Origin of the sequence: Enterobacter sp. BNK-13, from assembly GCF_048685015.1 — a bacterium.
GTDB lineage: Bacteria > Pseudomonadota > Gammaproteobacteria > Enterobacterales > Enterobacteriaceae > Enterobacter > Enterobacter quasiroggenkampii.
Window position 1 is genome coordinate 4,342,826 of the sequence record NZ_JBLQTP010000001.1, and the last position, 20,846, is coordinate 4,363,671.

Genomic DNA, 20,846 nt, shown 5'->3' on the forward strand with positions numbered 1-20,846 from the left:
CGCCCTACTTATTCGTAGGCCCGGTAAGCGGCAGCGCCACCGGGCGAAAAATCTCTAAACAGGTATTCACCGTGCTCAACAAACTCTCTCGTCTGCTGGATCAGGCAGGTATTTCGCTCACCGATCACCAGAAAAATCAGCTGGTGGCCTATGTCGATATGCTGAACAAATGGAACAAAGCGTACAACCTGACGTCTGTTCGCGACCCCAACGAGATGCTCGTTCGCCACATTCTCGACAGCATCGTGGTTGCCCCCTGGCTGAAAGGTGAACGCTTTATCGACGTGGGGACGGGCCCTGGTCTGCCGGGTATTCCGCTGTCGATTGTTCGCCCTGAGAGCCATTTCACGCTGCTGGACAGCCTCGGCAAACGCGTGCGATTTTTACGTCAGGTACAGCATGAGCTGAAGCTTGAGAACATCACGCCCGTGCAGAGCAGGGTAGAGGAGTTCCCGGCAGAGCCGCCGTTTGACGGGGTTATCAGCCGCGCATTTGCGTCGCTCAACGATATGGTGAGCTGGTGCAAACACTTACCTGCGGAGAACGGCCGCTTTTATGCGCTGAAAGGGCAGTTGCCAGGCGATGAGATTGAACAGCTTCCGGACGGTTTTGCTGTCGAGTCTATTGAGAAATTAGAGATTCCTCAGCTCGAAGGTGAACGTCACCTGGTGATAATTAAGCCAAACAATTTTTAAAAAATTAATAAAAAATGTGGAATTCGTGCTGTTCTTATCATGTTAAAAAACAGCACAACTAGCGGGGATTTATCGGGCAGCTTTTAACCTCTGCTTCACTAAGGTTTTTCTTCCGGTTAACGAAGTAACTGTTATTCACCGAGAAGATAGTCATCTGTGAAAATATAAGTCTGCTAAAAGTGGAAGGCAGTAACCAGAACGCAATGTTAATTATTTATTAAGAATGTCAATAAAAGGTTTTTATTGTGTACTGGGCTGTTTTGAAAATAGTTACGACGTTTTGCGTTTAATTTCATAAAGATAAATTTCCGCGATTTGCGCCTTTGATAAATACAACCTTATCGCAAATGTGTGTTTTGTGATCTCGTGCACGCTTTATCGTCAACGTTTTCGCGCTGTTTGCAGTTTTGGTCGAAGGTTGACGCTTTCAGCGAAAGTTAAAAAATAGCGGTGGGGAAAAATATTTAAACATTTATTCACCTTTTCGCTACTTAATGTTTGAAATCACGGGTGCGCACCGTATAATTTGACCGCTTTTTGATGCTTGACTCTGAGCCTTAAAGGACGTTTTATACGACACGCGGCATACCTCGAAGGGAGCAGGAGTAAAAACGTGATGTCTGTGTCGCTCTTGAGTAGAAACGTTGCTCGTAAGCTTCTGTTCATTCAGTTTCTGGCTGTGATAGCAAGTGGACTGCTGTTTAGCCTCAAAGACCCCTTCTGGGGCATCTCCGCCGTGTGCGGGGGTTTGGCGGTTGTGCTGCCAAACGTGTTGTTTATGATTTTTGCCTGGCGTCATCAGGCGCATACACCTGCCAAAGGCCGCGTGGCCTGGTCCTTCGCCCTCGGCGAAGTGTGTAAGGTGTTGCTGACCTTTGCTCTACTGGTGATGGCGCTGGCGGTTTTGAAAGTGGTCTTCATGCCGCTGATAGCAACGTGGGTTTTGGTGCTGGTGGTACAAGTTCTGGCTCCAGCTGTAATCAATAACAAAGGGTAAAAGGCATCATGGCTTCAGAAAATATGACGCCGCAGGATTACATAGGTCACCATCTGAATAACCTTCAGCTGGACCTGCGTACATTCTCGCTGGTGGATCCACATAACCCCCCGGCCACCTTCTGGACGATCAACATCGACTCCATGTTCTTCTCGGTGGTTTTGGGTCTTCTGTTCCTGGCCATGTTCCGCGGTGTTGCTAAACGAGCGACCAGCGGTGTACCAGGGAAATTCCAGACCTTCATCGAAATGATCATCGGCTTCGTCCATGGCAGCGTCAAAGACATGTACCATGGCAAGAGCAAGCTGATTGCTCCGCTGGCGCTGACCGTGTTCGTTTGGGTCTTCCTGATGAACCTGATGGACCTGCTGCCAATCGATCTGCTGCCGTTTATCGGCGAGCACATCTTCGGCCTGCCTGCACTGCGTGTGGTACCGTCTGCGGACGTGAACATCACCCTGTCGATGGCGCTGGGCGTGTTTATCCTGATTCTTTTCTACAGCATCAAAATGAAAGGCGTAAGCGGCTTTGTGAAAGAGCTTACCTTGCAGCCGTTCAACCACTGGGCGTTTATTCCGGTCAACCTGATCCTGGAAGGCGTTAGCCTGCTGTCCAAACCTGTTTCACTGGGTCTGCGACTGTTCGGCAACATGTATGCGGGTGAGCTGATTTTCATTCTGATCGCGGGTCTTCTGCCGTGGTGGTCACAGTGGGTTCTGAATGTGCCGTGGGCCATTTTCCACATCCTGATCATTACGCTGCAAGCCTTTATCTTCATGGTTCTGACGATCGTCTATCTGTCGATGGCGTCTGAAGAGCACTGATTTTTTACCAACACTACTACGTTTTAATTGAAACAAACTGGAGACTGTCATGGAAAACCTGAATATGGATCTGCTGTACATGGCTGCCGCTGTGATGATGGGTCTGGCGGCTATCGGTGCTGCGATCGGTATCGGCATCCTCGGGGGCAAATTCCTGGAAGGCGCTGCGCGTCAACCTGATCTGATTCCTCTGCTGCGTACTCAGTTCTTTATCGTTATGGGTCTGGTGGATGCTATCCCAATGATCGCTGTAGGTCTGGGTCTGTACGTGATGTTTGCTGTCGCGTAGTAGTAGTTTTAAAACCCTAAGCCACAGATATTAAAGAGGTATTGTGCTGTGAACATGAACGCAACAATCCTCGGCCAGGCCATCGCGTTTATTCTCTTTGTCTGGTTCTGCATGAAGTATGTATGGCCGCCATTAATGGCTGCCATCGAAAAACGTCAGAAAGAAATTGCTGACGGTCTGGCTTCTGCAGAACGCGCTAAGAAAGATTTGGACCTTGCACAGGCCAACGCGACAGACCAGCTGAAAAAAGCGAAAGCGGAAGCTCAGGTTATCATCGAACAGGCTAACAAACGCCGTTCGCAGATCCTGGACGAAGCTAAAGCTGAAGCAGAACAGGAACGTACTAAGATCGTGACACAGGCTCAGGCTGAAATTGAAGCTGAGCGTAAACGTGCTCGTGAAGAACTGCGTAAGCAGGTTGCGATTCTGGCTGTTGCTGGCGCCGAGAAGATCATCGAACGTTCCGTGGATGAAGCTGCTAACAGCGACATCGTGGACAAACTTGTCGCTGAACTGTAAGGAGGGAGGGGCTGATGTCTGAATTTGTTACGGTAGCTCGCCCCTACGCCAAAGCAGCTTTTGACTTTGCTATCGAACACCAAAATGTCGATCGCTGGCAGAATATGCTGGCGTTTGCCGCTGAGGTGACGAAAAACGAACAAATGGCCGAGTTGCTTTCCGGTGCGTTAGCACCTGAAACCCTCGCCGCGTCGTTTATCGCCGTGTGCGGAGAGCAACTGGATGCCAACGGCCAGAACCTGATTAAGGTGATGGCAGAGAATGGTCGTCTCCGTGTGCTCCCGGATGTTCTCGAGCAGTTTGAGCACTTACGTGCCCTTAGTGAAGCTACCGCTGAAGTCGAAGTGACTTCTGCGACTGAACTGAGTGACGAACAGCTTGCGAAAATTACCGCCGCGATGGAAAAACGTCTGTCACGCAAAGTTAAGCTGAATTGCAAAATCGATAAGTCTGTAATGGCAGGCGTAATCATCCGCTCGGGTGATATGGTCATTGATGGCAGCGTACGCGGCCGTCTTGAGCGCCTTGCAGACGTCTTGCAGTCTTAAGGGGACTGGAGCATGCAACTGAATTCCACCGAAATCAGCGAACTGATCAAGCAGCGCATTGCTCAGTTCAATGTTGTGAGTGAAGCTCACAACGAAGGTACTATTGTTTCTGTAAGTGACGGTGTTATCCGCATCCACGGCCTGGCCGATTGTATGCAGGGTGAGATGATTTCCCTGCCGGGTAACCGTTACGCTATCGCACTGAACCTGGAGCGCGACTCCGTTGGTGCAGTTGTGATGGGTCCATACGCTGACCTCGCCGAAGGCATGAAGGTTAAGTGTACTGGCCGTATTCTGGAAGTGCCGGTTGGCCGTGGCCTGCTGGGTCGCGTTGTTAACACCCTGGGTGCGCCAATCGACGGTAAAGGTCCGGTTGAGCACGATGGCTTCTCCCCAATCGAAGTTATCGCACCGGGCGTTATCGACCGTCAGTCCGTAGATCAGCCTGTTCAGACAGGTTATAAGTCCGTTGATGCCATGATCCCAATCGGTCGTGGTCAGCGTGAACTGATCATCGGTGACCGTCAGACCGGTAAAACCGCGATGGCTATCGACGCCATCATCAACCAGCGTGACTCCGGCATCAAATGTGTGTACGTGGCCATCGGCCAGAAAGCGTCCACCATTTCCAACGTGGTTCGTAAACTGGAAGAGCACGGCGCACTGTCTAACACCATCGTTGTGGTGGCGACCGCGTCTGAATCTGCTGCACTGCAATACCTGGCGCCATACGCCGGTTGCGCAATGGGCGAATACTTCCGTGACCGCGGTGAAGATGCGCTGATCGTATACGATGACCTGTCTAAACAGGCTGTTGCTTATCGTCAGGTTTCCCTGCTGCTCCGTCGTCCACCTGGACGTGAAGCGTTCCCTGGCGACGTATTTTACCTCCACTCTCGTCTGCTGGAGCGTGCTTCTCGCGTTAACGCGGAATACGTCGAGAACTTCACCAAAGGTGAAGTGAAGGGTAAAACGGGCTCTCTGACCGCTCTGCCGATCATTGAAACCCAGGCGGGTGACGTTTCTGCGTTCGTTCCGACCAACGTAATCTCCATTACCGATGGTCAGATCTTCCTGGAAACCAACCTGTTTAACTCCGGTATTCGTCCGGCAGTTAACCCGGGTATCTCCGTATCCCGTGTTGGTGGTGCTGCTCAGACCAAGATCATCAAGAAACTGTCCGGTGGTATCCGTACCGCGCTGGCACAGTATCGTGAACTGGCTGCGTTCTCTCAGTTCGCATCCGATCTGGACGAAGCAACCCGTAAACAGCTGAGCCACGGTCAGAAAGTGACCGAGCTGCTGAAGCAGAAACAGTACGCACCAATGTCTGTTGCTCAGCAGGGCCTGGTTCTGTTCGCGGCTGAACGCGGTTACCTCGAAGATGTGGAACTGGCGAAAATCGGTAGCTTCGAAGCCGCTCTGCTGGCTTACGTCGACCGTGATCACGCTCCGCTGATGCAAGAGATCAACCAGACCGGTGGCTATAACGACGAAATCGAAGGCAAGCTGAAAGCTATCCTCGATTCCTTCAAAGCAACCCAATCCTGGTAATCGTCCGGCGGCTTGTCTCAGGACAAGCCGCCTGGCATTGAGGAGAAGCTCATGGCCGGCGCAAAAGAGATACGTAGTAAGATCGCAAGCGTCCAGAACACGCAAAAGATCACTAAAGCGATGGAGATGGTCGCCGCTTCCAAAATGCGTAAATCGCAGGATCGCATGGCGGCCAGCCGTCCTTATGCAGAAACCATGCGCAAAGTGATTGGTCACCTTGCAAACGGTAATCTGGAATATAAGCACCCTTACCTGGAAGAACGCGACGTTAAGCGCGTGGGCTACCTGGTGGTGTCGACCGACCGTGGTCTGTGTGGCGGCTTGAACATTAACCTGTTCAAAAAACTGCTGGCGGATATGAAAGCATGGTCTGAAAAAGGCGTTCAGTGCGATATCGCAATGATCGGCTCTAAAGGCGTCTCTTTCTTTAATTCCGTTGGTGGCAACATTGTCGCTCAGGTGACCGGTATGGGTGATAACCCGTCCCTGTCCGAACTGATCGGCCCGGTTAAAGTGATGTTGCAGGCTTATGATGAAGGCCGTCTGGACAGACTGTACGTTGTCAGCAACAAATTCATTAACACCATGTCTCAGGTTCCAACGCTCACTCAGATGCTGCCGTTACCGGCATCAGAAGATGGCGAGCTGAAGCAAAAAACCTGGGATTACCTGTATGAACCCGATCCGAAACCGCTGCTGGATACCCTGCTGCGTCGTTACGTTGAATCTCAGGTTTATCAGGGCGTTGTAGAAAACCTGGCCAGCGAGCAGGCCGCACGAATGGTGGCGATGAAAGCCGCGACCGATAATGGCGGCAGCCTGATTAAAGAGCTGCAGTTGGTTTACAACAAAGCTCGTCAGGCCAGCATTACTCAGGAACTCACCGAGATCGTCTCGGGGGCCGCCGCGGTTTAACCAGGTTTACGAATTACGTAGAGGATTCAAGATGGCTACTGGAAAGATTGTCCAGGTAATCGGCGCCGTGGTGGACGTCGAGTTCCCTCAGGACGCCGTACCACGCGTGTACGACGCGCTTGAGGTACAGAATGGTAACGAGAGCCTGGTGCTGGAAGTTCAGCAGCAGCTCGGCGGCGGTATCGTGCGTACCATCGCGATGGGTTCTTCCGACGGTCTGCGTCGTGGTCTGGAAGTAAAAGACCTTGAGCACCCGATCGAAGTCCCGGTAGGTAAAGCTACACTGGGTCGTATCATGAACGTATTGGGTCAGCCAATCGACATGAAAGGCGACATCGGTGAAGAAGAGCGTTGGGCTATCCACCGCGCGGCACCTTCCTACGAAGAGCTGTCCAGCTCTCAGGAACTGCTGGAAACCGGTATCAAAGTTATCGACCTGATGTGTCCGTTCGCGAAGGGCGGTAAAGTTGGTCTGTTCGGTGGTGCGGGTGTAGGTAAAACCGTAAACATGATGGAGCTGATCCGTAACATCGCGATCGAGCACTCCGGTTACTCTGTGTTTGCGGGCGTAGGTGAACGTACTCGTGAGGGTAACGACTTCTACCACGAAATGACCGACTCCAACGTTCTGGACAAAGTATCCCTGGTTTACGGTCAGATGAACGAGCCACCTGGAAACCGTCTGCGCGTTGCGCTGACCGGCCTGACGATGGCTGAGAAGTTCCGTGACGAAGGTCGTGACGTTCTGCTGTTCGTTGATAACATCTATCGTTACACCCTGGCCGGTACTGAAGTATCTGCTCTGCTGGGTCGTATGCCTTCAGCGGTAGGTTATCAGCCTACGCTGGCGGAAGAGATGGGTGTTCTTCAGGAACGTATCACCTCTACCAAAACCGGTTCTATCACCTCCGTTCAGGCGGTATACGTACCTGCGGATGACTTGACTGACCCATCACCAGCCACCACCTTTGCGCACTTAGATGCAACCGTGGTACTGAGCCGTCAGATCGCGTCTCTGGGTATCTACCCGGCCGTTGACCCGCTGGACTCCACCAGCCGTCAGCTGGATCCACTGGTTGTTGGTCAGGAACACTACGACACCGCGCGTGGCGTACAGTCCCTGCTGCAGCGTTACCAGGAACTGAAAGACATCATCGCCATCCTGGGTATGGATGAACTGTCTGAAGAAGACAAACTGGTGGTAGCACGTGCGCGTAAGATCCAGCGCTTCCTGTCCCAGCCGTTCTTCGTTGCGGAAGTATTCACCGGTTCTCCAGGTAAATACGTTTCCCTGAAAGACACCATCCGTGGCTTTAAAGGCATCATGGAAGGCGAATACGATCACCTGCCAGAGCAGGCGTTCTACATGGTTGGTTCCATCGAAGAAGCTGTGGAAAAAGCCAAAAAACTTTAACGCCTTAATCGGAGGGTGATATGGCAATGACTTACCACCTGGACGTCGTCAGCGCAGAGCAACAAATGTTCTCTGGTCTGGTCGAGAAAATCCAGGTAACGGGTAGTGAAGGTGAACTGGGTATTTTCCCGGGTCACGCACCGCTGCTCACCGCCATTAAGCCTGGTATGATCCGCATCGTTAAACAGTTCGGTCACGAAGAGTTTATCTATCTGTCCGGCGGCATTCTTGAAGTGCAGCCTGGCAGTGTGACCGTTCTGGCCGATACCGCTATTCGTGGCCAGGATCTCGACGAAGCGCGAGCCCTGGAGTCGAAGCGTAAGGCTGAAGAGCACATTAACAGCTCTCATGGTGACGTGGATTACGCTCAGGCGTCTGCGGAGCTGGCCAAAGCGATCGCGAAACTGCGCGTTATCGAGTTGACCAAAAAAGCGATGTAACACCGGCTTGAAAAGCACAAAAGCCAGTCTGGATACCAGGCTGGCTTTTTTTTTCGGCCTTAATTCATGCTGAAAAAGATGTAGAATTTTAAGCATCAAACGTTTTTACTTCTCACTCAAACTACCGTCAGGATGCGTATGTCAAACAGTGCGATGAGCGTGGTGATCCTTGCCGCAGGCAAAGGGACCCGCATGTATTCCGACCTGCCTAAAGTGCTTCACACGCTTGCAGGAAAGCCAATGGTGCAGCATGTCATTGATGCAGCGAATGAACTGGGTGCTAATCAGGTTCACCTGGTCTACGGCCACGGCGGCGATCTGCTTAAAAAGACGCTGAGCGACGACAAGCTCAACTGGGTGCTTCAGGCTGAACAGTTGGGTACAGGCCATGCCATGCAGCAGGCAGCGCCCTTCTTTGCGGATGACGAAGACATTTTGATGCTCTACGGCGATGTCCCGCTGATCTCTGTTGAAACACTGACTCGCCTGCGTGAAGCCAAACCGCAGGGCGGCATCGGTTTATTAACCGTCGTGCTGGACGATCCAACCGGTTATGGTCGTATCACCCGTGATAACGGCAACGTTACGGGTATTGTTGAGCATAAAGATGCCAGTGAGGCGCAGCGTCAGATTCAGGAGATCAACACGGGGATCCTGATTGCCAATGGCGCGGATATGAAGCGCTGGCTGTCGAAACTCAATAACAACAATGCGCAGGGTGAATACTACATCACCGACATTATTGCGATGGCGTACCACGAAGGGCGCGAGATTGCGGCGGTCCATCCGGCACGCATCAGCGAAACCGAAGGGGTGAATAACCGTCTTCAGCTTTCCCGCCTTGAGCGTGTTTATCAGTCCGAACAGGCTGAAAAACTGCTGCTGGCAGGCGTGATGCTGCGCGATCCGGCGCGTTTCGATCTGCGTGGCTCATTATCTCACGGGCGTGACGTTGAGATTGATACTAACGTTATCCTCGAAGGTAACGTGACGCTGGGCAACCGCGTCAAAATTGGCGCCGGCTGCGTGATCAAAAACAGCATCATCGGTGACGACTGCGAAATCAGCCCGTACAGCGTGGTGGAAGATGCCCGTCTGGACGTGGCCTGTACTATCGGCCCGTTTGCGCGCCTGCGCCCGGGTGCTGAGCTGCTGGAAGGCGCTCACGTGGGTAACTTCGTGGAGATGAAAAAAGCGCGTCTGGGTAAAGGCTCTAAAGCCGGTCATCTGACCTATCTGGGCGACGCGGAAATTGGCAATAACGTGAATATTGGTGCAGGGACGATTACCTGTAACTATGACGGCGCTAATAAGTTTAAAACGATCATTGGTGATGACGTGTTCGTTGGCTCCGATACGCAGTTGGTGGCGCCTGTTACCGTGGGTAACGGGGTGACTATTGCCGCTGGAACAACCGTAACGCGCGATGTGGCCGAGAACGAGCTGGTATTAAGCCGCGTTCCGCAGGTCAGCAAGCAGGGCTGGAAACGCCCGGTGAAGAAAAAGTAACAACAAGGCGGGTGGCGCTACGCTTACCCGCCCTACGATTGAGTAGGCCTGATAAGGCGTAGCCGTCATCAGGCAAACCCGGGAGAGGAGATAAATATATATCTCCCCCCACAAGCAGTACCCATAACAATAACCCCACTCTCTACAAGGCTCGGGGCGCCCGGAAAGGGCAAATACAGGTCAGCGACAACGCAGGCATAATGCCTAAATTCGGAATATAAATTATGTGTGGAATTGTTGGCGCAGTTGCGCAGCGTGATATTGCTGAAATCCTTCTCGAAGGTTTACGTCGTCTGGAATACCGTGGTTACGACTCTGCCGGTCTGGCTGTCGTCGATGCAGAAGGTCATATGACCCGTCTGCGTCGTCTCGGTAAAGTGCAGATGCTGGCCCAGGCCGCGGAAGAACATCCGCTGCACGGGGGAACCGGTATTGCGCATACCCGCTGGGCGACGCACGGCGAACCGTCTGAAGGCAACGCGCACCCGCATGTGTCTGAACACATCGTGGTTGTGCACAACGGCATTATCGAAAACCACGAACCGCTGCGCGAAGCACTGAAAGCGCGCGGCTACACCTTCGTCTCTGAAACGGACACCGAAGTGATTGCTCACCTGGTGCACTGGGAGCTGGAGCAGGGCGGCACACTGCGTGATGCGGTGCTGCGTGCTATCCCTCAGCTGCGCGGTGCGTACGGTACGGTGATCATGGATTCCCGCGATCCGTCCACGCTGCTGGCCGCGCGTTCCGGTAGCCCGATGGTTATCGGTCTGGGCATGGGTGAAAACTTTATCGCCTCTGACCAGCTGGCGCTCCTGCCGGTCACCCGCCGCTTTATCTTCCTGGAAGAGGGGGATATCGCCGAAGTGACTCGCCGCAGCGTGACCGTGTTCGATACCAAAGGCGAGCAGGTGAAGCGCCAGGAGATCGAATCTAACCTGCAGTACGACGCGGGCGACAAAGGCGCTTACCGTCACTACATGCAGAAAGAGATTTACGAGCAGCCAAACGCCATCAAAAACACCCTGACCGGGCGCATCAGCCACGGTGAAGTGGATCTGAGCGAGCTGGGTGCAAATGCGAATGAACTGCTCAGCAAGGTTGAGCACATTCAGATCGTGGCCTGCGGCACCTCCTACAACTCCGGTATGGTCTCTCGCTACTGGTTTGAATCCCTGGCGGGCGTGCCGTGTGATGTGGAAATTGCGTCTGAATTCCGCTATCGCAAATCTGCGGTGCGTCGTAACAGCCTGATGATCACCCTTTCCCAGTCTGGTGAAACGGCGGATACCCTGGCTGCGCTGCGACTGTCTAAAGAGCTGGGTTACCTGGGCTCTCTGGCCATCTGTAACGTCCCGGGCTCTTCCCTGGTGCGTGAATCCGATCTGGCGCTGATGACCAAAGCGGGTACCGAAATCGGCGTGGCCTCCACTAAAGCGTTTACCACTCAGCTGACCGTTCTGCTGATGCTGGTGGCGAAGCTGGCACGCCTGAAAGGCGAAGATGCTTCCGTTGAGCATGACATCGTTCATGGTCTGCAGGCGCTGCCGAGCCGTATTGAGCAGATGCTGTCTCAGGACAAACGCATTGAAGCCCTGGCGGAAGATTTCTCTGACAAGCATCACGCCCTGTTCCTGGGTCGTGGCGATCAGTATCCGATTGCGCTGGAAGGCGCGCTGAAGCTGAAAGAGATCTCCTATATTCACGCTGAAGCGTATGCGGCAGGCGAACTGAAACACGGCCCGCTGGCGCTGATTGACGCCGATATGCCGGTCATCGTTGTGGCACCCAACAACGAACTGCTGGAAAAACTGAAATCTAACATCGAAGAAGTGCGCGCCCGCGGTGGTGTCCTGTACGTCTTCGCCGACAAAGATGCCGGTTTCGCCAGCAGCGACAACATGCACATCATCGAGATGCCGCATGTGGAAGAGGTGATTGCACCGATCTTCTACACCGTTCCGCTGCAGCTGCTGGCTTACCACGTGGCGCTAATCAAAGGCACCGACGTCGACCAGCCGCGTAACCTGGCGAAATCGGTCACTGTAGAATAAACCCTTCAGGCTCCACCTTCGGGTGGAGCTTTTTTATCCTGCCTGGTTTGTTTTTCATCAATCCTTTCTCATTTTTAATAATGACAATTTGTCATCTTCAGCTACTTTTTTCTGTGTCACATAAAGAAAATATTTCTGAAAACAACCTGTCATAAAAGTGGCTAACGCGATGAAAATTAAGCTTTATTTTGTTTAATTTTAAGTTAAATTTTCATTGTCATAAAACTGTCATAATTCGTACATTTATCTGTCACCTGTTTGTCCTATTTTGCTCATCGTAGCCACTAAACAACGATTTACGAAAATCTTGCAGGAGACATTATGAAAGTTATGCGTACCACTGTCGCAACTGTTGTCGCCGCGACCTTATCTCTGAGCGCGTTCTCTGTATTTGCAGAAGCAAGCCTGACTGGCGCTGGTGCAACCTTCCCTGCGCCGGTGTATGCCAAATGGGCGGATACCTACCAGAAAGAAACCGGTAACAAGGTTAACTATCAGGGTATCGGCTCCTCCGGTGGCGTGAAACAAATTACCGCGAACACGGTTGATTTCGGCGCGTCTGACGCTCCGCTGTCAGATGACAAACTGGCTCAGGAAGGCCTGTTCCAGTTCCCTACCGTGATCGGTGGCGTGGTTCTGGCCATCAACCTGCCGGGCGTGAAGTCGGGCGAGCTGGTGCTGGACGGCAAAACGCTGGGTGACATCTACTTGGGCAACATCAAAAAATGGGATGACGAAGCGATCGCTAAGCTCAACCCAGGCCTGAAGCTGCCTTCTCAGAACATCGCCGTGGTTCGCCGCGCGGATGGTTCCGGTACCTCTTTCGTGTTCACCAGCTACCTGGCGAAAGTGAACGAAGAGTGGAAATCTAAAGTCGGCTCCGGCTCTACCGTTAACTGGCCTACCGGTCTGGGCGGTAAAGGTAACGACGGTATCGCCGCGTTCGTACAGCGTCTGCCTGGCTCCATCGGCTACGTAGAGTACGCGTACGCGAAGCAGAACAACCTGTCCTACACCAAACTGGTTTCTGCCGACGGCAAACCGGTTAGCCCGACCGAAGAGAACTTTGCTAACGCCGCCAAAGGCGCTGACTGGAGCAAATCCTTCGCGCAGGATCTGACTAACCAGAAGGGCGAAGGTGCATGGCCAATCACCTCTACCACCTTCATCCTGGTGCACAAAGAGCAGAAGAAACCTGAGCAGGGCGCTGAAGTGCTGAAGTTCTTCGACTGGGCATACAAAAACGGCGGCAAACAGGCTAACGCTCTGGATTACGCCACCCTGCCGGACAACGTGGTTGAGCAGATTCGCGCTGCATGGAAAACCAACGTAAAAGACAGCAGCGGTAAAGCATTGTATTAATTTAGCATTCTGACGAAAATGGCGGGTGGCGCTTGCGCTTACCCGCCCTACGGTTCCGACTGTAGGCCGGGTAAGCGCAAGCGCCACCCGGCGATTTCGTAAACGCGTTTAACAGAAGAGTAATTTATGGCTGCAACCAAGCCTGCATTTAACCCTCCGGGTAAAAAAGGTGACATGATTTTCAGCGCGCTGGTCAAACTGGCTGCGCTGATTGTGCTATTGCTGCTGGGCGGCATTATCGTGTCTCTGATTTTCTCCTCCTGGCCGAGCATCCAGAAATTCGGTTTCTCCTTCCTGTGGACCAAAGAGTGGGACGCGCCGAACGACATCTACGGTGCCCTGGTGCCAATTTACGGCACGCTGGTGACCTCGTTCATCGCCCTGCTGATTGCGGTTCCGGTAAGCTTTGGTATTGCCCTGTTCCTGACGGAGCTGGCGCCGGGCTGGCTGCGTCGTCCGCTGGGGATCGCCATCGAACTGCTGGCAGCTATTCCGAGTATCGTCTACGGCATGTGGGGCCTGTTCATCTTTGCGCCGCTGTTCGCCACGTACTTCCAGGAACCGGTGGGTAACGTCCTCTCTGCCATTCCGTTTGTGGGGGCCCTGTTCTCTGGCCCGGCTTTCGGTATCGGCATTCTGGCGGCTGGCGTGATCCTCGCCATCATGATTATTCCGTACATTGCGGCGGTTATGCGCGATGTCTTCGAACAAACGCCGGTGATGATGAAAGAGTCGGCCTACGGTATCGGCTGCACCACCTGGGAAGTGATCTGGCGCATTGTCCTTCCGTTCACCAAAAATGGGGTGATCGGGGGCGTGATGCTGGGCTTAGGTCGCGCGCTGGGTGAAACCATGGCGGTCACCTTTATCATCGGTAACACCTACCAGCTCGACAGCGCGTCGCTCTATATGCCGGGTAACAGTATTACCTCTGCGCTGGCGAATGAATTTGCGGAAGCGGAATCGGGTCTGCACGTCGCGGCGCTGATGGAGCTGGGTCTGATTCTGTTCGTTATTACCTTCATTGTTCTGGCGATTTCCAAACTGATGATTATGCGTCTCGCTAAAAATGAGGGAGCACGCTAATGGCCACTCTCGAAATGCAAGCAACTGCTGAACTGGCGGAATCCCGCCGCAAAATGCAGGCCAGACGCCGCATGAAAAACCGCATTGCCCTGACGCTCTCTATGGCGACGATGGCATTCGGCCTGTTCTGGCTGGTCTGGATCCTCTTCTCGACGGTCGTTCGCGGGATTGACGGAATGTCACTGTCGCTGTTCACCGAAATGACGCCGCCGCCGAACACGGCGGGTGGTGGCCTGGCGAATGCCCTGGCGGGCAGCGGACTGCTGATCCTCTGGGCGACGGTCTTCGGCACGCCGCTGGGCATCATGGCGGGGATCTACCTGGCAGAATACGGCCGTAAATCCTGGCTGGCGGAAGTGATTCGCTTCATTAACGACATTTTGTTGTCAGCCCCGTCTATCGTCGTGGGTCTGTTCGTTTACACCGTGGTGGTGGCGCAGATGGAACACTTCTCCGGCTGGGCGGGCGTCATTGCGCTGGCGCTGCTGCAGGTGCCGATTGTGATTCGAACCACCGAGAACATGCTGAAACTGGTGCCGGACAGCCTGCGTGAAGCGGCTTACGCGCTGGGTACGCCGAAATGGAAGATGATCTCTGCGATTACGCTGAAGGCGTCGGTCTCCGGGATCATGACCGGTATCCTGCTGGCGGTGGCGCGTATCGCGGGTGAAACGGCACCGCTGCTGTTTACGTCCCTCTCCAACCAGTTCTGGAGCACGGACATGATGCAGCCGATCGCCAACCTGCCGGTGACGATCTTTAAATTTGCGATGAGCCCCTTCGCGGAATGGCAGCAGCTGGCCTGGGCCGGGGTGCTGATCATTACCCTTTGCGTACTGTTGCTGAACATTCTGGCGCGCGTCATTTTCGCGAAGAAGAAACACGGTTAATTTTTTACGGCGCGGCAGATCGCGGCGCCGAATGAGGAAATGAGTCAATGAGTATGGTTGATACTGCCCCGGGTAAGATTCAGGTTCGTGATTTGAACTTCTACTACGGCAAATTCCATGCCCTGAAGAACATCAACCTGGATATCGCAAAGAACCAGGTCACGGCATTTATCGGTCCGTCCGGCTGTGGTAAATCCACGCTGCTGCGTACCTTTAACAAAATGTATTCGCTCTATCCGGAGCAGCGCGCTGAAGGGGAAATCATCCTCGATGGTGAAAACATTCTGACCCAGGCTCAGGATATTGCCCTGCTGCGTGCGAAAGTGGGGATGGTGTTCCAGAAACCCACGCCGTTCCCGATGTCCATTTATGACAACATCGCCTTTGGCGTTCGCCTGTTTGAAAAGCTCTCCCGTGCCGATATGGATGAGCGCGTGCAGTGGGCTTTGACCAAGGCCGCATTATGGAACGAAACCAAAGATAAGTTGCACCAGAGCGGGTACTCTCTCTCCGGTGGTCAGCAGCAGCGTCTGTGCATTGCGCGCGGTATTGCGATTCGCCCGGAAGTGTTGCTGCTGGATGAGCCGTGTTCAGCGCTGGACCCGATTTCAACCGGTCGTATTGAAGAACTGATCACCGAGCTGAAGCAGGATTACACCGTGGTTATCGTGACCCACAACATGCAGCAGGCTGCACGTTGTTCCGATCACACGGCGTTTATGTACCTGGGTGAATTGATTGAGTTCAGTAACACGGACGATCTGTTCACTAAGCCCGCGAAGAAACAAACCGAAGATTATATTACTGGCCGCTACGGTTGATTTGCCTTAGTGCATGTGGAGAAACCATGGACAACCTCAATCTTAATAAACACATTTCCGGCCAGTTCAACGCAGAGCTGGAAAGCATTCGCACCCAGGTGATGACCATGGGCGGCATGGTCGAGCAGCAGCTTTCTGATGCGATTACGGCGATGCACAACCAGGACAGCGAGCTGGCGAAGCGCGTCATTGAAGGCGACAAAAACGTCAACATGATGGAAGTGGCTATCGACGAGGCCTGCGTGCGCATTATCGCGAAGCGTCAGCCGACGGCGAGCGACCTGCGTCTGGTGATGGCGATCATCAAAACCATCGCCGAGCTGGAACGTATCGGCGACGTTGCGGATAAAATCTGCCGTACCGCGCTGGAGAAGTTCTCTCAGCAGCATCAGCCGCTGCTGGTCAGCCTGGAGTCGCTGGGCCGTCACACCGTGCAGATGCTGCACGACGTGCTGGATGCCTTTGCACGTATGGATCTGGACGAAGCGGTGCGTATCTACCGTGAAGATAAGAAGGTCGATCAGGAGTATGAAGGCATCGTGCGTCAGCTGATGACCTACATGATGGAAGATTCCCGAACGATCCCAAGCGTACTGACGGCTCTGTTCTGCGCGCGCTCCATCGAGCGTATCGGCGACCGCTGCCAGAACATCTGCGAGTACATTTTCTACTTCGTGAAGGGTCAGGACTTCCGTCACGTGGGCGGCGACGAGCTGGACAAGCTTCTGGCGGGTAAAGATCCGAAAGAGTAATCCTGTCATCTGATAATAACGCCGGTACTTACCGGCGTTATTATTTCTATAGTAATCACAATTCTCCCCTTCATCCGTTGCCTGACGTTCGAAACGCGCTAACGTGAGACGAAAAAAACAGCAAAGGATGGGATATGAAAAATTCATTAGCATGCATGGCGATGGCTATCAGCATCGGGATCGGTGCTGGAACAAACGTGATTGCCGCACCGTTGCCAGCGACACCCGACCCGGCTACCCCGGTCAGCCGCTATGTGACGCAGGTCAATGCGGATAAAAGCATTACGTTTCGCCTGTTTGCGCCCGGCGCAACGCGAGTCTCCGTGGTGACGGGGTCAATGCCTGAAACCCAGGTTTCCCATGATATGACGAAAGAGAAAAATGGCGTCTGGACATGGAAAAGTGAGCCGATGGCCCCGAATCTCTACGAATATTATTTCGACATCGATGGTTTCCGTTCAGTCGACACGGGAAGCCGTTATCAAAAACCTCAGCGGCAGGTGAACACCAGCCTGATTCTGGTTCCGGGCAGCATTCTCGACGATCGTGCCGTACCGCATGGCGATCTCACCACCCTGACCTGGCACTCGCCGTCACTCAAGTCAGAGCGCCGCGTTTATGTATGGACTCCCCCTGGCTACAACGGCAGAGGGGAACCTCTACCGGTGCTCTACTTCTACCATGGCTTTGGGGATACCGGGCTCTCGGCAATCGATCAGGGCCGCCTGCTGCAAATGATGGATAACCTGATGGCCGAGGGGAAAATAAAACCGATGCTGGTGGTCGTTCCCGACACCGAGACGGAGAGCGCTGAGGCCATTCCCGAGAATTTCCCCCCGGCAGAACGCCGGAAATCCTTCTACCCGCTTAATGCGAAAGCCGCAGACCGTGAACTGATGAGCGAGATTATTCCGCTGGTGGATACACGCTTCAACGTGCGTAAAGATGCTGACGGCCGGGCGCTGGCGGGGTTGTCACAGGGCGGCTATCAGGCGCTCGTATCCGGTATGAACCATCTGGAGAGCTTCGGCTGGCTGGGGACGTTCAGCGGCGTTACCACAACAACCGTGCCTGACGACGGCGTGGCCGCACGCTTTAAGCAGCCGGAGGCCATTAACCGTCAGCTGCATAACTTCACCGTCGTCGTGGGAGAGCGCGATTCGGTGACCGGCAAAGATATCGCCGGTCTGAAAGCGGAGCTGGAAAAGCAGGGCATCAAATTCGACTATAAAATGTACCCCGGTCTGAATCACGAAATGGATGTCTGGCGTCCGGCCTATGCTGAGTTTGTTCAAAAGCTCTTCAGATAAACCTGTCGCCCTCCCTGCCGGGAGGGTCTGCTTAACGCGTAATATCCCACCCGCGGGCCTTCCACAGCGCGGGTAGCTGCGCCAGGTCGGTGAAGGTCGTGACTTTGGGATGATCGATCGGCTTGTTGTGCGGGTCGGCGCAGAAGTAAAACACCTCCATTCCCGCATCAATCCCCGACTGCGCGCCCGCAGACGAGTCATCCACCAGAATGCAGTTCTCTACGTTAACGTTCATCGCCTTTGCCGCATGGAACATCAGTGCCGGGTCCGGCTTCCAGCGCTGGATATCGTAGCCGCTGAACAGTTTTTCCGGGAAGTGGTGCAACATCTCAAGCTTGCCCAGCGAGTGCTGCATTTTGCTGACCGGACCGTTGGAGACCACGCAGATCGGCACCGTCATGGCATCCAGGAGCGCGTTTGCGCCCGGAATCACCTCCAGCTCCGAATCGAACAGGCGTGCAACCTCGGCGCGGTACACCGGTTCCAAAGCCGCTTTCTCCAGAACGACGCCGTGTTCTTCGTTAATGATGTCGATGATCTCGTAGAGCTTCACGCCCTTAAAGCGTTTAAACACCTCTTCGAGTTCCAGCGTAATGCCAAATTCCTGGAACATGGCCACATACGCGCGGGAACAAATGACCTCACTGTCGACCAGCGTACCGTCGCAGTCGAAAAATACCGCTTCAATTCCGGACATGCCTTTCCCTTTTAACCAGTTTAACGTTTACGTACGGCAGTTCACCGGAACGCAATCGTTGCCGTATAAGCAAATTCAATGAAAAAAGTATCACGTAACCGCCACTATTGTCGCATTTTGGTATAGGATAGCGACGAATTTTCCCTCCTTGTTCGGAAATTGATGATGAGTCAACAACACACTACCCAGACATCTGGTCAGGGTCTGCTTGAGCGCGTGTTTAAACTGCGCGAGCACGGCACGACGGCACGCACCGAAGTGATCGCCGGTTTCACCACCTTCCTGACGATGGTCTATATCGTTTTTGTTAACCCTCAAATTCTGGGCGTTGCTGGCATGGATACCAGCGCCGTCTTCGTAACAACCTGTCTGATCGCGGCCCTTGGCAGCATTCTGATGGGCGTGTTCGCTAACCTGCCGGTCGCGCTGGCCCCGGCGATGGGCCTGAATGCGTTCTTTGCCTTCGTGGTGGTTCAGGCGATGGGTCTGCCGTGGCAGGTGGGTATGGGCGCCATCTTCTGGGGCGCGGTTGGCCTGCTGCTGCTGACCATTTTCCGCGTGCGTTACTGGATGATTGCGAACATCCCCGTGAGCCTGCGCGTGGGCATTACCAGCGGTATCGGTCTGTTTATCGGGATGATGGGGCTGAAAAACGCCGGTGTTATCGTGGCGAACCCGGATACGCTGGTGAGCATCGGTCACCTGACCTCTCATAACGTGCTGCTGGGCGTGCTGGGCTTCTTTATCATCGCGATCCTGGCTTCCCGTAATATTCATGCGGCGGTGCTGGTGTCCATCGTGGTGACCACGCTGCTGGGCTGGATGTTGGGCGACGTTCACTATAACGGCATCGTTTCCGCGCCACCGAGCGTCTCTACCGTTGTTGGTCATGTTGATCTGGCGGGTTCCCTGAACCTGGGCCTGGCGGGCGTGATTTTCTCCTTCATGCTGGTGAACCTGTTCGACTCTTCCGGTACGCTGATTGGCGTGACCGACAAAGCGGGTCTGGCTGATGAGAAAGGGAAATTCCCGCGCATGAAGCAGGCGCTGTTTGTGGACAGTATCTCCTCTGTGACCGGCTCATTTATCGGAACCTCGTCTGTTACCGCTTACATTGAATCCTCTTCCGGGGTTTCTGTGGGTGGCCGTACCGGCCTGACGGCGGTTGTGGTGGGTATTCTGTTCCTGCTGGTGATCTTCCTCTCGCCACTGGCGGGCATGGTGCCTCCGTACGCGGCGGCGGGTGCGCTGATCTACGTGGGGGTGCTGATGACCTCCAGCCTGTCTCGCGTGAAGTGGGATGATTTAACCGAAGCGGTGCCGGCGTTTATTACCGCCGTGATGATGCCGTTCAGCTTCTCGATTACCGAAGGTATCGCGCTGGGCTTTATCTCTTACTGCGTAATGAAGATCGGTACTGGCCGCTTCCGCGACCTCAGCCCATGCGTGATTGTTGTGGCGCTGCTGTTTGTGCTGAAGATTGTGTTTATTGACGCGCACTAAGGTGCGGTTTGTGGTGTCAGGTGGCGCTTCGCTTACCTGACCTACTGACGAGTATAGGCCCGGTAAGCGCTAGCGCCACCGGGCTTTTTTATCAGGCTTTAACCCGCTTAATATAATCCCCGAACGCCGTCAGCTGGCCAGAGAGATGGTCGCGCGTGCTCTGATCCACCACCTCACCCGTTTGCGGGTCGACCTTGTTCTGAATCACTCCGCCCATAAATTCCGGCTTGTTCATCACCATCGCATCGAGGAAGACCAGGATCTGACGCAGGTGATACTGGCAGCGCGCGCCGCCAATCGCGCCCATGGAGCTGGTCTGGATCAGCACCGGTTTGCCTGACAACGGCTGCTCAGGTAAACGGGACAGCCAGTCGATGGCATTCTTCAGACCACCGGGTACAGAGTAGTTGTACTCTGGCGTGACGATGACCACGCCGTCAGCCTGGCGGATCTGTTCGGCCAGCGCTTCAACGCTCTGCGGGAACCCTTCTTCCTGCTGTACGTCAGCATCATAAAGCGGAATATCGCCAATAGACGGCAGGGCGCTAATTTCCATACCTGCAGGCGCCAGCTGTGGCAGCGTGCGGGCAACCATCCCGTTAAATGAACCTTTGCGCAGGCTTCCCAGTAACGTAACGACTTTCAACGTATCAGACATGATTACTCC

At 54.0% G+C, this 20,846-nt stretch carries 21 protein-coding genes; 19 read left to right on the plus strand and 2 right to left on the minus strand.

From position 1 onward, the window contains the following. The first annotated feature begins 71 nt into the window (after window positions 1-71). The 18 genes from rsmG (at window position 72) to ACMGGQ_RS21010 (ending at window position 17,979) form a co-directional block, all read left to right on the plus strand. Window positions 72-695 (plus strand): 16S rRNA (guanine(527)-N(7))-methyltransferase RsmG, encoded by a 624-nt coding sequence (rsmG, locus tag ACMGGQ_RS20925; protein WP_045909355.1) that lies wholly within the window; start codon window positions 72-74, stop codon window positions 693-695. 616 nt (window positions 696-1,311) lie between these two features. Further along, window positions 1,312-1,692, plus strand: a complete 381-nt coding sequence (gene atpI / locus ACMGGQ_RS20930; RefSeq protein ID WP_008500194.1) for a F0F1 ATP synthase subunit I — start codon at window positions 1,312-1,314, stop codon at window positions 1,690-1,692. 8 nt (window positions 1,693-1,700) lie between these two features. Beyond that, on the plus strand, window positions 1,701-2,516 hold the full coding sequence (gene atpB, locus ACMGGQ_RS20935) for a F0F1 ATP synthase subunit A (protein ID WP_008500193.1): 816 nt from the start codon (window positions 1,701-1,703) through the stop codon (window positions 2,514-2,516). Window positions 2,517-2,565: 49 nt separating this feature from the next. Beyond that, complete coding sequence (gene atpE / locus ACMGGQ_RS20940) at window positions 2,566-2,805, plus strand: F0F1 ATP synthase subunit C (RefSeq protein ID WP_000429386.1); 240 nt, start codon at window positions 2,566-2,568, stop codon at window positions 2,803-2,805. A 48-nt stretch (window positions 2,806-2,853) separates the two neighbouring features. Then, complete coding sequence (gene atpF / locus ACMGGQ_RS20945) at window positions 2,854-3,324, plus strand: F0F1 ATP synthase subunit B (RefSeq protein WP_003862370.1); 471 nt, start codon at window positions 2,854-2,856, stop codon at window positions 3,322-3,324. A 14-nt stretch (window positions 3,325-3,338) separates the two neighbouring features. Next, window positions 3,339-3,872: a F0F1 ATP synthase subunit delta gene (gene atpH, locus ACMGGQ_RS20950; protein WP_008500192.1), complete on the plus strand. Its 534-nt coding sequence runs from the start codon at window positions 3,339-3,341 to the stop codon at window positions 3,870-3,872. 12 nt (window positions 3,873-3,884) lie between these two features. After that, the gene (gene atpA / locus ACMGGQ_RS20955; RefSeq protein WP_003862367.1) at window positions 3,885-5,426 is read left to right on the plus strand and encodes a F0F1 ATP synthase subunit alpha; all 1,542 of its coding nucleotides are present in this window, start codon (window positions 3,885-3,887) and stop codon (window positions 5,424-5,426) included. Between the two features lie 51 nt (window positions 5,427-5,477). Continuing rightward, complete coding sequence (gene atpG / locus ACMGGQ_RS20960; RefSeq protein ID WP_024907886.1) at window positions 5,478-6,341, plus strand: F0F1 ATP synthase subunit gamma; 864 nt, start codon at window positions 5,478-5,480, stop codon at window positions 6,339-6,341. A 31-nt stretch (window positions 6,342-6,372) separates the two neighbouring features. Continuing rightward, window positions 6,373-7,755: a F0F1 ATP synthase subunit beta gene (gene atpD, locus ACMGGQ_RS20965; RefSeq protein WP_003862362.1), complete on the plus strand. Its 1,383-nt coding sequence runs from the start codon at window positions 6,373-6,375 to the stop codon at window positions 7,753-7,755. Window positions 7,756-7,775: 20 nt separating this feature from the next. Beyond that, on the plus strand, window positions 7,776-8,195 hold the full coding sequence (locus ACMGGQ_RS20970) for a F0F1 ATP synthase subunit epsilon (RefSeq protein ID WP_003862360.1): 420 nt from the start codon (window positions 7,776-7,778) through the stop codon (window positions 8,193-8,195). A 138-nt stretch (window positions 8,196-8,333) separates the two neighbouring features. Continuing rightward, window positions 8,334-9,704, plus strand: a complete 1,371-nt coding sequence (gene glmU, locus ACMGGQ_RS20975; protein WP_045909356.1) for a bifunctional UDP-N-acetylglucosamine diphosphorylase/glucosamine-1-phosphate N-acetyltransferase GlmU — start codon at window positions 8,334-8,336, stop codon at window positions 9,702-9,704. A gap of 224 nt (window positions 9,705-9,928) precedes the next feature. Beyond that, entirely contained in the window at window positions 9,929-11,758 is a 1,830-nt protein-coding gene (glmS, locus tag ACMGGQ_RS20980; protein WP_008500188.1) for a glutamine--fructose-6-phosphate transaminase (isomerizing), read from the plus strand. Window positions 11,759-12,079: 321 nt separating this feature from the next. Beyond that, window positions 12,080-13,120: a phosphate ABC transporter substrate-binding protein PstS gene (gene pstS, locus ACMGGQ_RS20985; protein ID WP_032675678.1), complete on the plus strand. Its 1,041-nt coding sequence runs from the start codon at window positions 12,080-12,082 to the stop codon at window positions 13,118-13,120. 126 nt (window positions 13,121-13,246) lie between these two features. Continuing rightward, the gene (pstC, locus tag ACMGGQ_RS20990) at window positions 13,247-14,206 is read left to right on the plus strand and encodes a phosphate ABC transporter permease PstC (protein WP_023309793.1); all 960 of its coding nucleotides are present in this window, start codon (window positions 13,247-13,249) and stop codon (window positions 14,204-14,206) included. Beyond that, window positions 14,206-15,096 (plus strand): phosphate ABC transporter permease PstA, encoded by an 891-nt coding sequence (gene pstA / locus ACMGGQ_RS20995; protein WP_024907882.1) that lies wholly within the window; start codon window positions 14,206-14,208, stop codon window positions 15,094-15,096. The genes pstC and pstA overlap by 1 nt, the downstream gene beginning before the upstream one ends. 47 nt (window positions 15,097-15,143) lie before the next feature. Further along, on the plus strand, window positions 15,144-15,917 hold the full coding sequence (gene pstB, locus ACMGGQ_RS21000) for a phosphate ABC transporter ATP-binding protein PstB (RefSeq protein WP_008500183.1): 774 nt from the start codon (window positions 15,144-15,146) through the stop codon (window positions 15,915-15,917). A gap of 26 nt (window positions 15,918-15,943) precedes the next feature. Continuing rightward, a complete protein-coding gene (gene phoU, locus ACMGGQ_RS21005) occupies window positions 15,944-16,669 on the plus strand; it encodes a phosphate signaling complex protein PhoU (protein WP_008500182.1) in 726 nt (241 codons plus the stop codon). Window positions 16,670-16,803: 134 nt separating this feature from the next. Beyond that, entirely contained in the window at window positions 16,804-17,979 is a 1,176-nt protein-coding gene (locus ACMGGQ_RS21010) for an esterase (RefSeq protein WP_420290459.1), read from the plus strand. Window positions 17,980-18,010: 31 nt separating this feature from the next. Here ACMGGQ_RS21010 and yieH read toward each other — a convergent pair whose 3' ends face one another. Then, window positions 18,011-18,676 (minus strand): 6-phosphogluconate phosphatase, encoded by a 666-nt coding sequence (gene yieH / locus ACMGGQ_RS21015; protein ID WP_032648584.1) that lies wholly within the window; start codon window positions 18,674-18,676, stop codon window positions 18,011-18,013. Window positions 18,677-18,841: 165 nt separating this feature from the next. Here yieH and adeP point away from each other — a divergent pair, with 165 nt between their 5' ends. Further along, window positions 18,842-20,179, plus strand: coding sequence for an adenine permease AdeP (gene adeP, locus ACMGGQ_RS21020; protein ID WP_021242668.1), 1,338 nt, complete (start codon window positions 18,842-18,844; stop codon window positions 20,177-20,179). 91 nt (window positions 20,180-20,270) lie between these two features. Here adeP and ACMGGQ_RS21025 read toward each other — a convergent pair whose 3' ends face one another. Continuing rightward, entirely contained in the window at window positions 20,271-20,837 is a 567-nt protein-coding gene (locus ACMGGQ_RS21025) for an NADPH-dependent FMN reductase (RefSeq protein WP_014833835.1), read from the minus strand. Window positions 20,838-20,846 lie beyond the last annotated feature (9 nt).

What these genes read in the sequence shown, in the direction of transcription:
- atpI (WP_008500194.1), top strand. Translation starts at nt 1,312, where the DNA reads ATGTCTGTGTCGCTCTTGAGTAGAAACGTTGCTCGTAAGCTTCTGTTC.
- atpB (WP_008500193.1), top strand. Translation starts at nt 1,701, where the DNA reads ATGGCTTCAGAAAATATGACGCCGCAGGATTACATAGGTCACCATCTG.
- atpE (WP_000429386.1), top strand. Translation starts at nt 2,566, where the DNA reads ATGGAAAACCTGAATATGGATCTGCTGTACATGGCTGCCGCTGTGATG.
- atpH (WP_008500192.1), top strand. Translation starts at nt 3,339, where the DNA reads ATGTCTGAATTTGTTACGGTAGCTCGCCCCTACGCCAAAGCAGCTTTT.
- atpA (WP_003862367.1), top strand. Translation starts at nt 3,885, where the DNA reads ATGCAACTGAATTCCACCGAAATCAGCGAACTGATCAAGCAGCGCATT.
- atpG (WP_024907886.1), top strand. Translation starts at nt 5,478, where the DNA reads ATGGCCGGCGCAAAAGAGATACGTAGTAAGATCGCAAGCGTCCAGAAC.
- atpD (WP_003862362.1), top strand. Translation starts at nt 6,373, where the DNA reads ATGGCTACTGGAAAGATTGTCCAGGTAATCGGCGCCGTGGTGGACGTC.
- ACMGGQ_RS20970 (WP_003862360.1), top strand. Translation starts at nt 7,776, where the DNA reads ATGGCAATGACTTACCACCTGGACGTCGTCAGCGCAGAGCAACAAATG.
- glmU (WP_045909356.1), top strand. Translation starts at nt 8,334, where the DNA reads ATGTCAAACAGTGCGATGAGCGTGGTGATCCTTGCCGCAGGCAAAGGG.
- glmS (WP_008500188.1), top strand. Translation starts at nt 9,929, where the DNA reads ATGTGTGGAATTGTTGGCGCAGTTGCGCAGCGTGATATTGCTGAAATC.
- pstS (WP_032675678.1), top strand. Translation starts at nt 12,080, where the DNA reads ATGAAAGTTATGCGTACCACTGTCGCAACTGTTGTCGCCGCGACCTTA.
- pstC (WP_023309793.1), top strand. Translation starts at nt 13,247, where the DNA reads ATGGCTGCAACCAAGCCTGCATTTAACCCTCCGGGTAAAAAAGGTGAC.
- pstA (WP_024907882.1), top strand. Translation starts at nt 14,206, where the DNA reads ATGGCCACTCTCGAAATGCAAGCAACTGCTGAACTGGCGGAATCCCGC.
- pstB (WP_008500183.1), top strand. Translation starts at nt 15,144, where the DNA reads ATGAGTATGGTTGATACTGCCCCGGGTAAGATTCAGGTTCGTGATTTG.
- phoU (WP_008500182.1), top strand. Translation starts at nt 15,944, where the DNA reads ATGGACAACCTCAATCTTAATAAACACATTTCCGGCCAGTTCAACGCA.
- ACMGGQ_RS21010 (WP_420290459.1), top strand. Translation starts at nt 16,804, where the DNA reads ATGAAAAATTCATTAGCATGCATGGCGATGGCTATCAGCATCGGGATC.
- yieH (WP_032648584.1), bottom strand. Translation starts at nt 18,676, where the DNA reads ATGTCCGGAATTGAAGCGGTATTTTTCGACTGCGACGGTACGCTGGTC.
- adeP (WP_021242668.1), top strand. Translation starts at nt 18,842, where the DNA reads ATGAGTCAACAACACACTACCCAGACATCTGGTCAGGGTCTGCTTGAG.
- ACMGGQ_RS21025 (WP_014833835.1), bottom strand. Translation starts at nt 20,837, where the DNA reads ATGTCTGATACGTTGAAAGTCGTTACGTTACTGGGAAGCCTGCGCAAA.